This is a genomic window from Cellulosimicrobium sp. SL-1 (assembly GCF_011033075.1).
GTDB lineage: Bacteria > Actinomycetota > Actinomycetes > Actinomycetales > Cellulomonadaceae > Cellulosimicrobium > Cellulosimicrobium funkei.
In genome coordinates this window covers 22,593-38,233 of record NZ_JAACJC010000004.1, presented here as the reverse complement: position 1 = coordinate 38,233, position 15,641 = coordinate 22,593, and the positions used below count along the sequence as shown (strand labels likewise).

14 protein-coding genes are annotated in these 15,641 nt (G+C 75.4%); 3 read left to right on the top strand and 11 right to left on the bottom strand.

What is annotated here, in order from left to right; translation table 11 throughout:
• Positions 1-166: 166 nt before the first annotated feature.
• Both GWJ10_RS06870 and GWJ10_RS06865 read right to left on the bottom strand, forming a co-directional pair.
• Positions 167-910: a response regulator transcription factor gene (locus GWJ10_RS06870; protein ID WP_061267000.1), complete on the bottom strand. Its 744-nt coding sequence runs from the start codon at positions 908-910 to the stop codon at positions 167-169.
• A complete protein-coding gene (locus GWJ10_RS06865; RefSeq protein WP_061266999.1) occupies positions 907-2,283 on the bottom strand; it encodes a sensor histidine kinase in 1,377 nt (458 codons plus the stop codon). The genes GWJ10_RS06870 and GWJ10_RS06865 overlap by 4 nt, the downstream gene beginning before the upstream one ends.
• Before the next feature lie 170 nt (positions 2,284-2,453).
• Between GWJ10_RS06865 and GWJ10_RS06860 the strand changes: the two genes are divergently transcribed.
• Positions 2,454-3,350, top strand: coding sequence for a GAP family protein (locus GWJ10_RS06860; RefSeq protein WP_076403802.1), 897 nt, complete (start codon positions 2,454-2,456; stop codon positions 3,348-3,350).
• A 99-nt stretch (positions 3,351-3,449) separates the two neighbouring features.
• Here the strand turns inward: GWJ10_RS06860 and GWJ10_RS06855 are convergent, their stop codons facing one another.
• The 7 genes from GWJ10_RS06855 to GWJ10_RS06825 form a co-directional block, all read right to left on the bottom strand.
• A complete protein-coding gene (locus GWJ10_RS06855; protein ID WP_034652746.1) occupies positions 3,450-4,919 on the bottom strand; it encodes a flotillin family protein in 1,470 nt (489 codons plus the stop codon).
• 121 nt (positions 4,920-5,040) lie between these two features.
• Complete coding sequence (locus tag GWJ10_RS06850) at positions 5,041-5,511, bottom strand: NfeD family protein (RefSeq protein ID WP_021482495.1); 471 nt, start codon at positions 5,509-5,511, stop codon at positions 5,041-5,043.
• Between the two features lie 144 nt (positions 5,512-5,655).
• Positions 5,656-6,675, bottom strand: coding sequence for an aminoglycoside phosphotransferase family protein (locus tag GWJ10_RS06845; RefSeq protein ID WP_163186426.1), 1,020 nt, complete (start codon positions 6,673-6,675; stop codon positions 5,656-5,658).
• A 65-nt stretch (positions 6,676-6,740) separates the two neighbouring features.
• Positions 6,741-8,363, bottom strand: a complete 1,623-nt coding sequence (locus GWJ10_RS06840; protein WP_163186424.1) for an ATP-dependent DNA helicase RecQ — start codon at positions 8,361-8,363, stop codon at positions 6,741-6,743.
• Positions 8,360-10,168, bottom strand: coding sequence for a pyruvate dehydrogenase (locus GWJ10_RS06835; RefSeq protein ID WP_163186422.1), 1,809 nt, complete (start codon positions 10,166-10,168; stop codon positions 8,360-8,362). Before GWJ10_RS06835 ends, GWJ10_RS06840 begins: the two co-directional genes overlap by 4 nt.
• A gap of 156 nt (positions 10,169-10,324) precedes the next feature.
• Positions 10,325-11,311, bottom strand: a complete 987-nt coding sequence (locus GWJ10_RS06830) for an NAD(P)/FAD-dependent oxidoreductase (protein WP_163186420.1) — start codon at positions 11,309-11,311, stop codon at positions 10,325-10,327.
• 87 nt (positions 11,312-11,398) lie between these two features.
• Positions 11,399-12,340 carry a class I SAM-dependent methyltransferase gene (locus GWJ10_RS06825; RefSeq protein WP_163186418.1) on the bottom strand — a complete coding sequence of 314 codons (942 nt, stop codon included), beginning with the start codon at positions 12,338-12,340 and terminating at the stop codon, positions 11,399-11,401.
• 47 nt (positions 12,341-12,387) lie between these two features.
• Here GWJ10_RS06825 and GWJ10_RS06820 point away from each other — a divergent pair, with 47 nt between their 5' ends.
• On the top strand, positions 12,388-12,963 hold the full coding sequence (locus GWJ10_RS06820) for a helix-turn-helix transcriptional regulator (protein WP_009861301.1): 576 nt from the start codon (positions 12,388-12,390) through the stop codon (positions 12,961-12,963).
• A 67-nt stretch (positions 12,964-13,030) separates the two neighbouring features.
• Here the strand turns inward: GWJ10_RS06820 and GWJ10_RS06815 are convergent, their stop codons facing one another.
• Positions 13,031-14,233, bottom strand: coding sequence for an MFS transporter (locus GWJ10_RS06815; RefSeq protein WP_241005720.1), 1,203 nt, complete (start codon positions 14,231-14,233; stop codon positions 13,031-13,033).
• A gap of 265 nt (positions 14,234-14,498) precedes the next feature.
• On the opposite strand from GWJ10_RS06815, the gene GWJ10_RS06810 reads away from it, so the two are divergent.
• Complete coding sequence (locus tag GWJ10_RS06810) at positions 14,499-14,804, top strand: GNAT family N-acetyltransferase (protein ID WP_061266992.1); 306 nt, start codon at positions 14,499-14,501, stop codon at positions 14,802-14,804.
• A gap of 57 nt (positions 14,805-14,861) precedes the next feature.
• Here the strand turns inward: GWJ10_RS06810 and GWJ10_RS06805 are convergent, their stop codons facing one another.
• Complete coding sequence (locus GWJ10_RS06805) at positions 14,862-15,590, bottom strand: hypothetical protein (RefSeq protein WP_061266991.1); 729 nt, start codon at positions 15,588-15,590, stop codon at positions 14,862-14,864.
• Positions 15,591-15,641 lie beyond the last annotated feature (51 nt).

The following is a 15,641-nucleotide window of genomic DNA, read 5'->3' as shown; positions in this document are numbered from 1 at the left end:
CCCTCGCCTGCCCCGCCCCGGCGCCGACCCCGGCCCGCCGCCCACGCCCCGCCCCCGCCCACCCGTCGAGCACGGGGTCGGCGACCGGATCGGGCGGGTTCCGGTCGGTAACCCCGTGCTCGGGCGGGCGTCGGGCGCGTGGTTGGCGGTCGGGTGCAAGGGGCGGTCAGGCGAGGCCGGAGTCCCGCGCGACGATCGCCGCCTGCATGCGGGTCGCGACGCCCAGCTTCGCGAGCACGCGTGAGACGTGCGTCTTGGCCGTGGCCTCGGTGATGTAGAGGTCGGTCGCGATGCCCTGGTTGGACAGGCCCCGGCCGAGCGCCGCGAGCACGTCGACCTCGCGCGGCGTGAGGTCGGCGAGCCGCGGGTCGGGCCGGTCGTCGACGACGCCCCCGCCGCCCGACGCCGCGGGGTCCCCGGGACCGTCCGCGCCGCCCGGGCGCGATCCCGAGTGGGGCCGGGGGGCGGCGTCGGGCACGGGGTCGCGCGCGAACGCGGCGAGGAGCCGGCGGGTGACCTCGGGTGCGAGGACGCCGTCTCCGTCGGCGACGCGCCGCACGGCGTCGATCAGCGCGGCGGGCTCGGCGGACTTGAGCAGGAACCCCGCGGCCCCGGCGCGCAGCGCCCCGTCCACGTACTCGTCGAGGTCGAACGTCGTGAGCACGAGGACCTCGGCGAGGCGCTCGCCGGTGATGACGCGTGTCGCCTCGATGCCGTCGACGCCCGGCATCCGCAGGTCCATGAGCACGACGTCGGGCCGGAGCGCCCGGGCGTTCGTGACCGCGGCGGTGCCGTCCGCGGCCTCGCCGACCACCTCGACGTCGGGCGCGGCGTCGAGCAGGAGGCGCAGGCCCGCCCGGATGGCGGCGTGGTCGTCGGCGAGGAGCACCCGGACCGGTCGTCGCGTCACGCGTCCTGCCTCTCGACGGGCAGCCCGGCCACGGGGATCTCGGCGCGCACGGACCACCCGCCCGCGGGCAGCGGGCCGGCGCTGCACGTGCCGCCGAGACCGTCGGCGCGCTCACGCATCGTGAGCAGGCCGGTGCCGGCGCTCAGCGGCGCCTCGACCGTCCCGGAGCCGGGGGCGCCGTCGTCGCGCACCTCCAGCACGACGGCCGCCCCGTGCCGGGAGAGCTCGACGACGACCGGGGCGCCGGGCGCGTGCTTGAGCGCGTTCGTCACGGCCTCCTGCGCGATGCGGAACAGCGCCTGGTCCGCCGCCGCGGGCAGGGGCGACGCGGCGACACCGTCCGGGTCGTGGAGCGTGACGGTCGTCGTCGCGCGTGCGGCGGCGAGGAGCGTGTCGAGTCCGGCGAGGCGGCCGGGGGCGACGACGGCGTCGGACGCACCGCCGTCCTCGCGTCGCCCCTCCGTGCGCAGCAGCAGGATCATGGACCGCATCTCGTCGAGCGACGCGACGGCGCTCGCGCGCACCTGCTCGAGCGCGGCGCGGTCCTTCGCGGCGTCGGGCGGGAGGGCGAGCGCGGCGCCGGAGTGGATGGCGATGGTCGACAGGTGCGACGCGATGACGTCGTGCAGGTCGCGCGCCATCGCGGCCCGCTCCGCGCGGACGGCCTCGTGCCGGTCGAGCTGCGCGATGCGCTCGAGGTCGCTCGCGCGCTGGCGCTCCAGGTCGGCCGTGCGGGCCGACGCCTCGGCCTCGCGCGCGGCGAGGTCGGCGCGCTCGCTCGCGACCTCGGCGAGCTCGCTCGTGGTGCGCACGTTGGTGGCCCACCACATCGGCACGAGGAGCAGCGCGCTGAGCTGGAGCCCCATGTACACGAACTCCCGCACGTCCCGCGTGGCCTCGCCCGCCCCGACGGCGCCCACCGCCACGACCGTCGCCGCGACGCCCCAGAGCCACGCGCGCGCCCGGGGCCGCGACCAGAGCGCCGCGGCGTAGAGCAGGTCCCACAGGACGAGCATGAGGGCGAGGCTCCCGCCCCACCGCAGGTCGACGGCGGTGACGACGACCCCGCCGAGGAGCGCGAGGATCGGGTGCGCGCGCTTGACGAGGATGAGGAGGCACCCGACGCCGAGCAGCGCGACGCGCCACCAGGCGTGCGGGGGCTCCACGACGAACGACGCGCGGACGATGCCGACGAGCCCGACCTCGAGCAGCACCCACCCGAGGACGAACGTCGTCACGGCGGAGAACAGGTCGTTGCGCCGGTCCTCGATGCGCCACACTCCGCGGAGGGAACCGGTCAGCGCGCGCCAGCGCCCCGCCCGCCCGGGCGCGGTGGCGCGCGCGTCCTGCGTCCCGCCGTCGTGCGTGCTCACGCCCCCATCCCAGCACAGCCCGCCGGGCAGCGGATCGGTCGAACGGTGTACGACGCCCGCGCCCGCTCCCCGGAACTGCGCCCGTCTCGCTCCTCCGCGGCCCGCGGTGCGGCGCGCGGGTCGGTCGTTCGCCGGACGACGCGCGCGCGCCCGGACGGGAGGCTCGGGCCATGGACCTCCCCCTCGACCTCGACGCCGTCGGCGGTCCGGGCCTCGGCCTGGCCGCGATGGCCGGCGTGCTCGTCGTGCTGGCGCTCATCGACTCCACGAGCTTCGGCACGCTGCTCATCCCCGTGTGGCTCCTGCTCGCGCCCGGGCGGCTGCGTGCGGGGCGCGTGCTCGTGTACCTCGGCACGGTGGCGGGGTTCTACCTCGCCGTCGGGATCGTCGTGCTGCTCGGCGCGGGCGCGTTCCTCGACCGGTTCGGCGACGCGCTCGACACACGCGCCGCCGCGATCGTGCAGCTGCTCCTGGGCATCGGGCTGTTCGCGCTGAGCTTCCGGTTCGACAGCAAGCGCGCGGCGCGCAAGGCCGCGCAGTCCGACGCCGCCCCGTCCGCCGCCGGCCGGCCCGACGCCGTGGGGCCCAGCCCGTGGACCGGTGCCGGTGCCGGGACCGCCGGGCCAGGGGCGCCGTCGGCGCCCCCGCGTCCGGGGAGGCTCTCGCGGTGGCGCGAGCGTGCGCTCGGGATCGAGGCGGACGCCGTCGGGACCGGGGTGGTCCGGACGCGCTCGTCGGTGCTGCCGCTCATGGGGCTGGCCCTCGGTGCCGTCGCGATCGAGGTGGGGACGATGCTGCCGTACCTCGCCGCGATCGGGATCGTCACGACGTCGGACGTCGGCTGGCCCGGGAACGCTGCGATCCTCGCCGCGTACTGCGTCGTCATGGTCGCTCCCGCGCTCCTGCTGCTGCTCGGCCGGCTCGTCGCGGCGCGTGCGGTCGACCCGGTGCTGCACCGTCTCGACCGGTGGCTCACGAAGAACGCGACGGACATGACGGGCTGGGTGCTCGGGGCGCTGGGCGTGCTGCTCGCGCTCAACGCGTTCGGCCGCCTCGGCTGGGCCTGACCTGCCTCACGCCCCGCCCGCCGACCGGCCCGCCCACCAGACGGCCGTGGCCCGCCCGGAGGTCCGGACGGGCCACGGCCGCATGCTCGGCGGGGTGGGTCAGTGCGACGTGCCGTTGGTCGGCGCGTCGCCCGAGCCCGCGAGCTGCGTGCCCGCGAGGTTGGCGATGAGCTGGTTGATGTCGACGCCGGTGAGCTGCTTGATGACGCCCTGGCCCTCGCCCAGGACGGACGCGACGTTCTTCGTGAGCGCGGACGCGCCGTCGGTCGAGACGACGGTCATGCCCTGGATGTTGCCGATCGGCTCGGCCGCGGCCCGCACGATCTCGGGCAGGCGCTCGATGAGCTCCTGGACGAGCGCCGCCTCGCCGTACTTCTGCAGCGCGTCGGCCTTGGCGTCGGTCGCCGCCGCCTCGGCGCGACCCTCGGCCTCGATCGCCGCGGCGCGGGCCTCGCCCTCGGCCCGGATACCGGCCGCGAGGGCGACCTGGCGGTCGCGCTCGGCCTCACCGGCACGACGCACGGCCTGCGCGGACGCCTCGGCGTCCTGGATGGCCGCGGTCTTGTTCGCCTCGGCGATGACGGTGCGCTTGTACGCGTCGGCCTCGGTGGCGGCGTTCGCGGCGTCACGACGCGCGTTGGCCTCCTGGACCTCCGCGTACGCCTTGGCCTCGGCGGGCTTGCGGACCTCGATGTCTAGGCGCTCCTGCGTCACGCGCGCCTGCTCGGCGAGCGCCTCGCGCTCCTGCTGCGCGACGAGGCGGTCCTGCTCGGCGCGCGCGAGCTGGCCCGCGGCCTCGGCCTCGGCGTTGGCGCGGTCGGTGTCGGCCTTGATCGCGGCGCGCTTGAGGTCGAGGGCCTTCTGGCGCTCGGCGATCTGCTCGGCCGCCTCGATGACGGCGAACTCCGAGGCGCGCTGCGCCTCGGCCTCGGAGACCTCGGCGACCTGGCGGGCGCGGGCCGACTCGGCGCGCCCGAGGTTCGCGAGGTAGTCCGACCCCGGCGTCGAGATGTCGGAGATGTTGAGCAGGTCGACCTGGAGGCCCTGCTCCGAGAGGTCGGCCTTCGTGGACTCGACGACGCGGTCGGACAGGCCCTTGCGGTCGGAGATGATCTGCTCGATCGTCATGTCGCCGACGATGGAGCGCAGCGAGCCCTCGAGGGACTCCTTGATGATCTCGGTGAGCGTGCCCTGCTGGGAGAGGAAGCGCTGGGCCGCGCGGCGCACGCCCTCCTCGTCGCCCCGCACCTTGAAGTTGATCGACGCCTTGATGGCGATCTTGATGCGGTTCTTGTCCACGCCCTCGACCGTGATGCCGATCTGGCGCTGCTCGAGCGAGATGGAGAAGCCCTGCTGGAGGATCGGCCAGACGAACGTGCGGCCGCCGACGACGACCTTCTGCCCGCTGCCCCCGGCCTCCTTGCGGCCCGCGCCGCGGCCCACGATGACCAGGGCCTCGTTCGGCGGGACGCGGCGGATGCGCTTGCTGATGAAGATGACCACCGCGAAGAACGCGATGACCAGGGCGACGATCGCCAGGGTCGTGATGAGGTTCGTGTCGTCGAACATGGTCCGCGCCGGGGCGCGTCTCCTTCCGTGGGTGCGGGCAGGTCAGGACGTGCGGCAGTCGTGCGGGTGCGCAGCACCCACGGGACGACGCGCGGGGCGTCGTGGTCTGGTCCGTCGGACCTCAGTCGTTGGGGTAGTGCCGCTGGACGCGCACGCGGCTCCCGGACTGCTCGAGCACGACGACGCGCGCGCCTTCCGGGATCGGTTCGTCGGACCACGCGAGGCGGCGCTCGAGCTCGTGCGCCGCGTCGAGCGAGACCTCGCCGCGCGCGGGGTCGATCGCGGTGGTCGCGGTGCCCTGGACGCCCACGAGGGACACGGGGACGCCGTCCTCCGACGCGCGCAGGTTCTTGACCAGCAGCTGGACGAGGACCATGACGACGAGCGCCACGACGAGGGACCCGACGTACGCGAGCCAGGTCGGCAGGTCGTTGGAGGCCACGATCACGCCGACGGCGCCGAACACCACGCCACCGACGCCGAGCGTCGTCCCGGACACCGCGCCGTCACCCAGGTCGACGATCTCGCCGACGAGCAGCGAGAGGAGCAGGAGGGCGAGTCCGGCGATGCCGATGACGATGAACGCGATCATGCGAGGTCCCCTCGGACGGGTGGCCACGGCGCGGGAGTGGCGTGTGGAGTTGTCGTGAACGTACGCACACCTTACCGTGACCCGACCGTGCCGTGGGGCGATCCGGGGGTACGTCACATGGGGAGGACTCCCCACGGGGGAGTCTCAGACGCCCAGCTCGTCCAGCATCCGCAGCAGGTTGGCGCGGGCCGTGCCGGCGTACCCCTCGACCCAGTCGCCCTCGTAGCCCCGCGGCACCACCTCGACCGCGAGGAGGCACGACAGGTAGGTGCGGTACAGGCGCAGGCGCGTCCACGCGGCGGGGTCGCCGCTGCCGGGCGTGCCGTCGCCGAGGCCCAGGTCGCCGCCCTCGGCGGCGTAGCCCGCGAGGAGGTCCGCGTCGACGGGCCCGGCACCGAGCTGGTCGGCGCCCGCGAGCTCGAACAGCGGGTCGCCCCAGAGCGACCGCTCGGCGTCGAGCACGCCGACGATCCGCGGGGTGTCCGGCGCGAGCAGCACGTTCCCCGGCCACAGGTCCGCGTGCACGAGCCGGGGGACCTCGACGCGGGCGAGGACCTCGCGGTGCCGGGCGACGGCGTCGCGCACCCGGGCCTCCGGGAGCTCGACCCCCCACGTGCGCGCGTCGTCGAGCACGGCGTCGACCATGCGCACGACCGCGTCGGGCCAGGTCGCCGCGGCGAGGTCCGACGCGGGGGCCGGGTAGCCGAACCGGTCGCCCGCGATCCGGTGCAGCCGCGCCATGAACGACCCGAGCCCGCGGCGGACGGCGGCGGACTCCGCCGCGTCGGCCTCGCGCGCGCTCCACAGGGTCCCGTCGAGGAACGTCACGACGAGCGCGTCGCCGTCCACGTGCTCGCGCGTCAGGTCGGCGTGCAGCACCTGCGGGACGGGCAGGCCCGCGGCGTGGGCGGCCCGGTATGCCGCCGCCTCGGTGCCGGGGATGCCGTGCTCGTAGCGCAGGAGCCGGGACGTGTCGGCGCCCGTGACCTTGACGACGACGCGGCCCGGGACGTCGTCGGGCGTCGCGCCCGGCCGCGGGGCGAGGTCGACCGCGAAGACGCTCGCGAACATCCCGCCGCTCAGCGGCTCGGACCGCAGCGCGTCGCCGAGCGGCGCCACGAGCGCCGCGAGCTGGTCGTCCGTGACCGTCGTCCTGGTGAGCACGCGGCGATGCTACCGCCCGGGCAGGCGGCGCCGGACGCGCGCCCGCGCCGGCCACCGGCCGCGGGTCAGGACGCCGTGAGCAGGCCCTGGTCCGTCACCGCGTCGAGGCTCAGGGTCCGGTACCCGTGGGTCTCGAAGAGCACCGTCACGCGGTCGTCGCCCTCGTAGCCCATGACGGTCCCCTCGCCGAACTCCGGGTGACGCACCGTCGTGCCCGTCGACCACGGCGCGGACGCGTCGTCGGCGGCCCTCTCCTCCGCGGTCCCGGCCCAGCAGCTGTCGCAGCGCCCGCACGGCTCGGGCAGCTCCTCGCCGAGGTAGGCGAGCAGGAACTGGCGGCGGCACTGCGGGGTCTCGGCGTACGCGCGCATCATCTGCAGGCGCGAGTCGTCGACCCGGCGCCGGGCCTCCGCGAGCTCGTGCGCGACGTCGGCCACCGCACCCGGGCGCGCGTCCTCGCCGGCGAGCGCCCGCGCGTCCTCCACGAGCGCGCGCAGGCGTGCGAGACGCCGCGGCAGCCGCGCCCGCCCTCCTGACGACGACGAGCCCGACGCCGGGCCGCCCCGGCCCAGGGCGCGCGCGACCTCGCGGAGGTCGTCGCGGTCGGGCACGCCGACCGCGAAGTAGCGCTGGAGGCCCAGGTCCTCCGGCCGGTAGAAGAGCACCGCGACGGCGGGCTCGCCGTCGCGGCCCGCGCGGCCGACCTCCTGGTAGTAGGAGTCCGGGGAACCGGGGACGTCCGCGTGGACGACGAACCGCACGTCCGGCTTGTCGATGCCCATGCCGAACGCGGACGTCGCGACCACGACGTCCACCTCGTCGTCCGTGAACCGCCGCTGGGCCTCGTCGCGCTCGGCCCGCCGCAGCCCGCCGTGGTAGGCCGCGGTGCGCAGGCCCGCCTCCGCGAGCGCGTCGGCGACCTCGGTCGTGCGACGTCGCGTGCCCACGTAGACGATCCCCACGCCGTGCTCGGCCTCCGCGCGCACCCGCTCGACGACCGCGCGGTCCTTGTCCGCCGCCTCGACCGTGCGCACGACCTCCAGCGCGATCCCCGGGCGGGCGAACCCGCGGACGATCACCGCGGCGTCGCGCAGGTGCAGGCGCTCGGCGACGTCCTCGCGCACGGGCGGGGACGCCGTCGCGGTGAGCGCGAGCACGGGCGGTCGCGGGTCGAGCGTGTCGAGGCGCTCGCCGACGCGCAGGTACTCGGGCCGGAAGTCGTGCCCCCAGGTCGAGACGCAGTGCGCCTCGTCGACCGCGACGAGGCTGGGCCGGGCCGCGCGGACGGCGTCGAGCACCTCCTCGTTGGCGAGCTGCTCGGGCGAGAGGAAGAGGAACTCCAGCTCGCCCGCGGCGGCGGCCTCGAGCGCGGCGCGGCGCTCGGACGCGGGCACGGCCGAGCTCACGGCGGCGGCCCGCGCGTCGTCGTCGCCGAGCTCGAGCAGGGAGCGCACCTGGTCCTGCTGGAGCGCGATGAGCGGCGAGACGACGAGCGTCGGCCCGGGCAGCTCGAGGCCGGGGAGCTGGTAGACCGCGGACTTGCCGGCCCCCGTGGGCAGCACGAGCAGGACGTCGCGGCCGTCGAGGAGCGCGGTGATCGCCTCGCGCTGCCCGGGGCGCAGGTCGCGGTAGCCGAAGACCTCCCGGGCGGTGTCGCGGACGTCGGCGAGGGTGGGCTCGTCGGTCACGGGCGGGGCACGTTGCGCAGGTTGGCGCGGGCCATCGAGACGACCTCGCCCATGCCGCCGCCGAGGACCTCCTTGCTCATCGCGACCGCGAACCCGCGGACCTGGCCCGCGGTGATGTTCGGCGGGATCGAGAGTGCCCGGGGGTCGGTGACGACGTCGACGAGCGCCGGCCCCGGCCGGTTCAGCGCCTCCTGGAGGGCGCGGCGCAGGTCCTTCGGCTTCTCGACGCGCACGGCCGGGATGCCGATCGCGTTCGCGACCGCGGCGTAGTCCACGTGCGGCGACTCGGTGCCGAACATCGGCAGGCCGTCGACGAGCATCTCGAGGCGCACCATGCCGAGGCTCGCGTTGTCGAACAGGACGACCTTGACCGGCAGGTCGTAGTGCTTGAGCGTCACGAGCTCGCCGAGCAGCATCGAGAGGCCGCCGTCGCCGGCCATGGCGACGACCTGGCGTTCGCGGCCCCCTTCGCGCCCAGCGGCGGCGGCGCCGATGGCGTGGGGGAGCGCGTTGGCCATCGAGCCGTGGATGAACGACCCGATGACGCGGCGCTTCCCGTTGGGCGTGATGTACCGCGCGGCCCACACGTTGCACATGCCCGTGTCGACGGTGAACACCGCGTCGTCGGCGGCGACCTGGTCGAGCGTGTCGGCGACGAACTCGGGGTGGATCGGCGTCGTGCGCTCGACCTTCTTCGTGTACGCCCCGACGACGCCGGTCATCGCCTTCTCGTGCTTGGCGACCATCGAGTCGAGGAACTTGCGGGACCGCGCCTTCTTCACGAGCGGCAGGAGCGCGCGCACCGTCTCGCCGACGTCGCCCACGACGGCGAGGTCGAGGCGCGTGCGCCGCCCGAGGTGGGTCGGGTCGACGTCGACCTGCGCCGTACGGACCGACTCCGGGAGGAACTGGTCGTACGGGAAGTCGGTGCCGAGCAGCACGAGGAGGTCGCAGTCGTGCATGGCGTCGAACGCGGCGCCGTAGCCGAGGAGGCCGGACATGCCGACGTCGAACGGGTTGTCGTACTGGATGAACTCCTTGCCGCGCAGCGAGTGGCCCACGGGCGCGGCGATCTTGTCGGCGAGCGCGATCACGTCGTCGTGCGCGCCGCGCACCCCCGCGCCGGCGAAGATCGTGACCTTCTTCGCGGCGTCGATCGCGTCCGCGAGCTGCTGGACGGCGGTCGTGTCGGGGACGACGCGCGGGGGAGCGGGCCGGCACGCGACGTCGGGCACGGCGGCCGGGGCGTCGAGGTCGGCGACGTCGCCCGGGAGCGTGAGGACGGAGACGCCGCGGGCGCCGTACGCGTGGTGGATCGCGGAGTTGATGACGCGCGGCGCCTGCTCGGCGCTCGAGATCATCTCCGAGTAGACGGAGCACTCGGTGAACAGGCGGTCGGGGTGGGTCTCCTGGAAGAACCCGGTGCCGATCTGCTTGCTCGGGATGTGGCTCGCGATGGCGAGCACCGGCACGCGCGACCGGTTGGCGTCGTACAGGCCGTTGATGAGGTGGAGGTTCCCCGGCCCGCACGACCCCGCGCACACCGCGAGGCTGCCCGTGACCTCGGCCTCGGCAGCCGCGGCGAACGCGGCGGCCTCCTCGTGGCGCACGTGGATCCACTCGATCCCCTTGCCTGCGTTCTCGCCCGCGTTGGACCGGTGCACGGCGTCCACCACGGGATTGAGGCTGTCGCCGACGATGCCGTAGATCCGGCGCACCCCCGCCTCGATGAGCTGCGCGACGAGCAGGTCGGCGACCGTGCGGTTGCGCTTGTCCTGCGGGGAGCGACCGATTCCGAACGGCATGACGTACCTCCACGGTGGGCTGGGGTCGTCCTCCATCGTGCGACGGGCCGCCCGGCCGCGCAGCGCGAGCGGGCGTCTCGTGCGTCACCCTCCGCGCGGCCGGGCGCGCGGTCGCTCTCGACCGCGAGCCCGGCCCGGGTGCCTGGGGTCGCCCCCTCAGATTGCGGGCTCGGCGTGCGCCGCGAACGGCGTCCGGCGGCGCGCGACGGCCGCCGCCGCGTCGGCCTGCGCGAGCTCCCCGTGGATCCCCGCGCCGGCCATGACCCCGGCCGCCGCCGACGCGCCGACCTGCGCCATGAGGTCGCTCGAGTTGCCTGCGGCCCACACGCCCGGGACGGCGGTCTGGCCGCGCGGGTCGGCGGGCACGAACCGCCCGAGGGGCTGCTCCTCGAGCGTCCCGCCGAGCTGCTCGAACAGCTCGCCGCGCGCGACGAACCGCGGCCCGACGACGACCGCGTCCACCGGGAACGACGTCCCGTCGGCGAGCACGACCGACCGCACGGACCGGCCGTCGACGTCGAGCCACGCGACCTGCCCCTCGACCACGCGCACGCCGAGCGCCGAGAGCTGTTCCCACGTGGCGTCGTCGGGCTCGGGGGCGGTGTGCTGGAACAGCGTGACGTGCGGGGTGAGCTGGCGGAACAGCAGCACCTGGTGCGCCGCGGCGGGCCCGGTCGCGAGCACCGCGATCCGCTCGCCGCGCACCTCCCACCCGTGGCAGAACGGGCAGTGCAGCACGCTCGACCCCCAGCCCTCGCGGACCCCGGGGACGTCGGGCAGCTCGTCGACGAGGCCGGTCGCGAGCAGCACGCGGCGCGCGCGGACCGTCCCGCCGTCGTCGAGCGTGAGCGTGAAGCCGGACCCGACGTCGCCGTCGGCGCGGGCGACGCGCGCGTCGCGGACCTCGGCGCCGTAACCCTCGGCCTCGGCGCGGCCGGTGGCGAGCAGCTCGCGCGGCGGCACGCCCTCGCGCCCGAGCAGGTTGTGCGCGCCCTCCGCGGGCGCGTTGCGGGGCTCGCCGGCGTCGAGCACGACGACGGACCGCAGCGACCGCGCGAGCGTCACCGCCGCGCTCAGCCCGGCGGGCCCGCCGCCGACGATCGCGACGTCGTAGGGGGCGTTCTTCTCGGTGGTGGTGTCCATGACTCTCCTCGGCAGGGGACGGGGGTCCACCGCTGAGTGCGTGAAACAGTCGCGGGGATCGGCCCGGACGGCGACTGTTCGATGCACTCAGCGGGGGCGGCGGGCGGCCCAGACGACGCGGCCGCCCCGGGCGCGGACGGTGTGGTCGGTGGTGCCGGGCGCGGTCGCGGCGAGCACGGCGTCGAGCGCGGCGAGGTCGGCGGGCTCCAGCTGGTCCGCCAGGTGCTCGCGCTGGCGCAGCGCGGTGGCGTGCGCCCAGCGGGACGTGTCCGGCCCCGGCGGCACGACGGCGCTTGGCTCGCGCCGGTCCACCACCTCCAGCCCGGCGTCGGTCAGGTACGGGGTCCAGTCGGGGTAGCGGTTCCAGCCGGCGTGCGCCATGGCGCTCTCGAGGTGCGCGGCGAGGTCGGTGTGGTCCGCGCCGTCGGGCAGGACGGGCGACGTCGCGGTCATCTCGACGACGACGAGCAGGCCGCCCGGGGTGAGCGCGTCGCGGGCGTCGTGCAGGACGCGCGCCGGGTCGGCGACGTGGTGCAGCGAGGCCGACGCCCACACGACGTCCGCGACGCCGACGGGCGGCCACCCGGCGTCGAGGTCGGCCTCGACGGTGCGCACGCGGTCCGCGAGACCGGTCCCGGCGAGCCGGGCGCGCAGGCGGTCGAGCATCGCGGCGTCCGCGTCGACGGCGGCGACCTCGGCCTCCGGGAACGCCCGCGCGAGCGCCCGGGTGCCGGTGCCGGTCCCCGCGCCGAGGTCGACGACGGCGCGCGTCGGGGCCGGGGCGTGCCCGACGGCGACCGCGACGGCCTCGTCGAGGAGATCCTCGAACACGAGCGCGTCGAGCTCGAGCAGCTCGGCCAGCCCGGCGCCGTCGTGCGGGCCGTGGGCGTGGGTGTGCCCGTGCCCGGGCGCGTCGCCGGGGGCGTGCCCGTGCTCGTGGACGTGCCCGGAGGCGTGACCGGCGCGGTGCGGGGAGTCCTCGGCGGCGTCGGGGGTGGGCGCGTGGCGCCCGGGGGCGGGGAGGTCCATGACTCCACCGTAGGACGGCCGTGCGTGCTGAGCATAGGATCTTGCTCATGACGCAAGAACCGGACCTCGACGCCGTCGTGCGGCAGCGCATCCGCGGGCTGCGGCTCGCGCGCGGCTGGACGCTCGACGCGCTCGCCGCGCGCTGCTTCCTCAGCCCGTCCACGCTCAGCCGGATCGAGACCGGGCACCGGCGCATCGCTCTCGACCAGCTCGTGCCGATCGCCCGCGCGCTCGGTACGACCCTCGACCAGCTCGTCGAGCCCGTCGACGACGAGGACGTCGTGATCCGGCCCGAGCCGCAGCGCCGCCCGGGGGAGACCACGTGGCTGCTGTCGCGCGAGCGGACCGGGACGATGGTCGCGAAGATGCGCCTCACGCCCGAGCGCGCCGTCGGGCCGGAGCACCAGCGCGTCCACCCGGGGCACGAGTGGTTCACCGTGCTGTCCGGGACGGCCGTCGTCTACCTCGCGGACCGCCGGATCCTCGTCCAGGAGGGCCAGGCGGCGGAGTTCTCGACGATGGTGCCGCACTCGTTCGGCGCGCACGACGGCCCGGTCGAGATCCTCACGATCTTCGACCAGGAGGGCGAGCGGGCCCACCTCTCGGGCGCCGACCCGGCCTGAGCGTCACGCCGGCCGCGGCCGGACCGATATCCGGTCGATGCTCCCCGGGCGCGATCCGGCGCCCCCGTCAGTGGGCCGGCGTGCCGTCCGTGACGTCCTCGCGGTCGGCGCTGCGTCGCAGCGACCGCAGGGCCACGAGCACCAGCACGACGGCGAGCGCGGCCGCCGCGACGACGACCTCGAACCCGGCGTGCGCGCCGCCCGCGTCGATGCGCGACCCGGCGACGGACGACCCGATCGACACCCCGACGCCGAGCGACGTCCCGACCCACGCGAGGCCCTCGGTCAGCTGGGTCGGGGCCACGAGGTTCTGCACGAGGTTGTTGCCGTTGATGAGCGTCGGCGCGATGGCGAACCCGGTGACGAACATGACCGCCGCGAGGACGGGGATCGACGTGACGAAGAAGAACAGCGAGACGCCCGCGGCGAGCGCGACGATCCCGATGACGAACCGGCGCCACAGCGGGGACACCCAGTGGCGGGCGCCGTAGACGAGGCCGGAGATGAGCGACCCCAGGGCGAACACGGCGAGGATGACGCCGGCGGCGCCCTTCTGGCCCTCCTCCTCGGCGAACGCGATGGTCGAGACGTCGGTCGCGCCGAACACGATGCCCATCGCCACGAAGATCACGGCGAGCACGACCATCCCCGTCGACCGCATGGCCGAGCGCTGCTTGACGCCGGCCTCGGGCACGACGACGGGCGGCTCGGTCGCGCGCTGGGACAGGAACCACAGCCCGCCCACGACGGCCGCGACCAGGGGGACGATCAGGCCCGCCGACGGCGACACGCTCGTGGCGAGCACGGTCGCGAGCACGGGCCCGACGACGAACACGAGCTCGTCGAGCGCGGACTCGAGCGAGTACGCGGTGTGCAGGCGCCGCGCGTCGGGCACGACGTGCGTCCAGCGCGCGCGGACCATCGAGCCGTACGACCCCTGCGTCGCGCCGGAGACGGCGGCGAACACGTAGAGCGTCCACTCGGGCGCGCGGAGCACGGCGCACAGGATGAGCCCGCCGAGCCCGAGCGTCGCGGCGGCGAGCAGCGGCAGCATGACGACGCGCTGCCCCGTGCGGTCCACGAGGCGCGCGATCTGCGGCGACACGACCGCCTGCGCCACGACGAGCGCGGCCGCGACGCGTCCCGCGAGCGCGTACTCGCCGTAGATGCCCTGGATCATGAGGATCGTGCCGATGCCGACCATCGACATCGGCAGGCGCGCGACGAGCGCCGCGGCGGAGAACCGCCACGCGCCGGGCAGCGTGAGCACGGCGCGGTAGGGGTTGCGGGAGGCCCGGACCTCGGCGTCGGGCGCGGTGCCCGACGTCGTCCCCTCGGTCGTCAGGTCGTCCCGCCGGTGCTCGGGGTTCTCGGGGTCGTCAGCGCGCGACGGGGAATCCTGGACCACCGTCCCAGTGTCGCACCCGGAAGCCGTCCGGCCGGTAGCGAATCCGTGTCGCCACGCCCGACGTGACCGCCGTCTCAGGGGTCGCGCCGTGGTTGTCCGGGGGCGCCGGGCCGACGACGATGGCGGCATGACCGACAGCCCCGCACCCCGCACGCCCACCGTCACCGTCACCGACGAGGGCGACCGCTTCGAGGCCCGCACCGACGACGGCGTCGTCGCCGGCTTCGCCGCCTACGTGCGGGAGCCGGGCGCGGTGATCTTCACGCACACCGAGGTCGACCCCGCGTTCGAGGGGCGCGGCGTCGGGTCCGCGCTCGCCGCCGGCGCGCTCGACAGCGTGCGGGAGTCGGGTGAGCGCGTCGTCGCGCTGTGCCCCTTCATCCGCGCGTACGTCGAGCGGCACCCGGAGTACGAGGACCTGACCCGGCGCTGAGCGCACGAGAGCCCCGGTCCGTCGGGGCCGGGGCTCTCGCGGCAGGCGCGGGCGGCGTCAGGAGATCGTGCCGGTGCCCTCGCCCTCGATGCGCTCGTCGTGCAGGAGCTCGCCCTCCGCGTCCACGGGCGTGATCACGGCGTCGAACGTGATCGGCGAGCCGGGCTGGTAGCGGAAGTTCGTCGCGTACGAGTACGACTGGCCCGTCGCGAACGGGTACACCGACGGCTCGCGGTACGCCTGGTTGTGCATCGCGTCGTCGTGCACGCCCTGCGCCTCGTACAGCGCGTCGTCGACGATCGTGTCCATGCCCTGCATGTACGGCCAGTCGTCGTAGCGCTCGTCGATGCTCACGAGGCTCGAGCCGAGGTCGATCGGGTCGCCCTCGTTCGTGATGACGTAGTTGATGAAGACGATGTCGTCGCCCGCGGCGATGAGCGGCTGGTTGGTGTCCGGGTCGACGAACAGGCCGTCCTTCGAGGCCTGCGTGACGCCCACCTGGTAGACGTCGACGCGCACGTCGCCGACGTTGAACGTCGAGATCTGCTCGCCCGGCGTCGCGACGGGGTTGGCCCAGTCGGGGAGCTCGCCGTCGGAGCCGGTCTCCGCCGCCGCGTCGTCGGTCTCCTCGGCGTCCTCGGCGGGCGCGGACTCCTCCGTCGTCGTCTCCTCGGGGGCGGACGTCTTCGGGGCGTCCCCGCCGTCGACGGCGACGGTGCACGCGGTGAGGCCGAGCGCGAGCGCGGCGGCGACGGTCAGGCGGGCGGCGGTACGGGCGGGACGCATGAGTGCTCCGGTGGTTCGGGGAGGGGTTCCGCACGGACCTTACCCACAGAC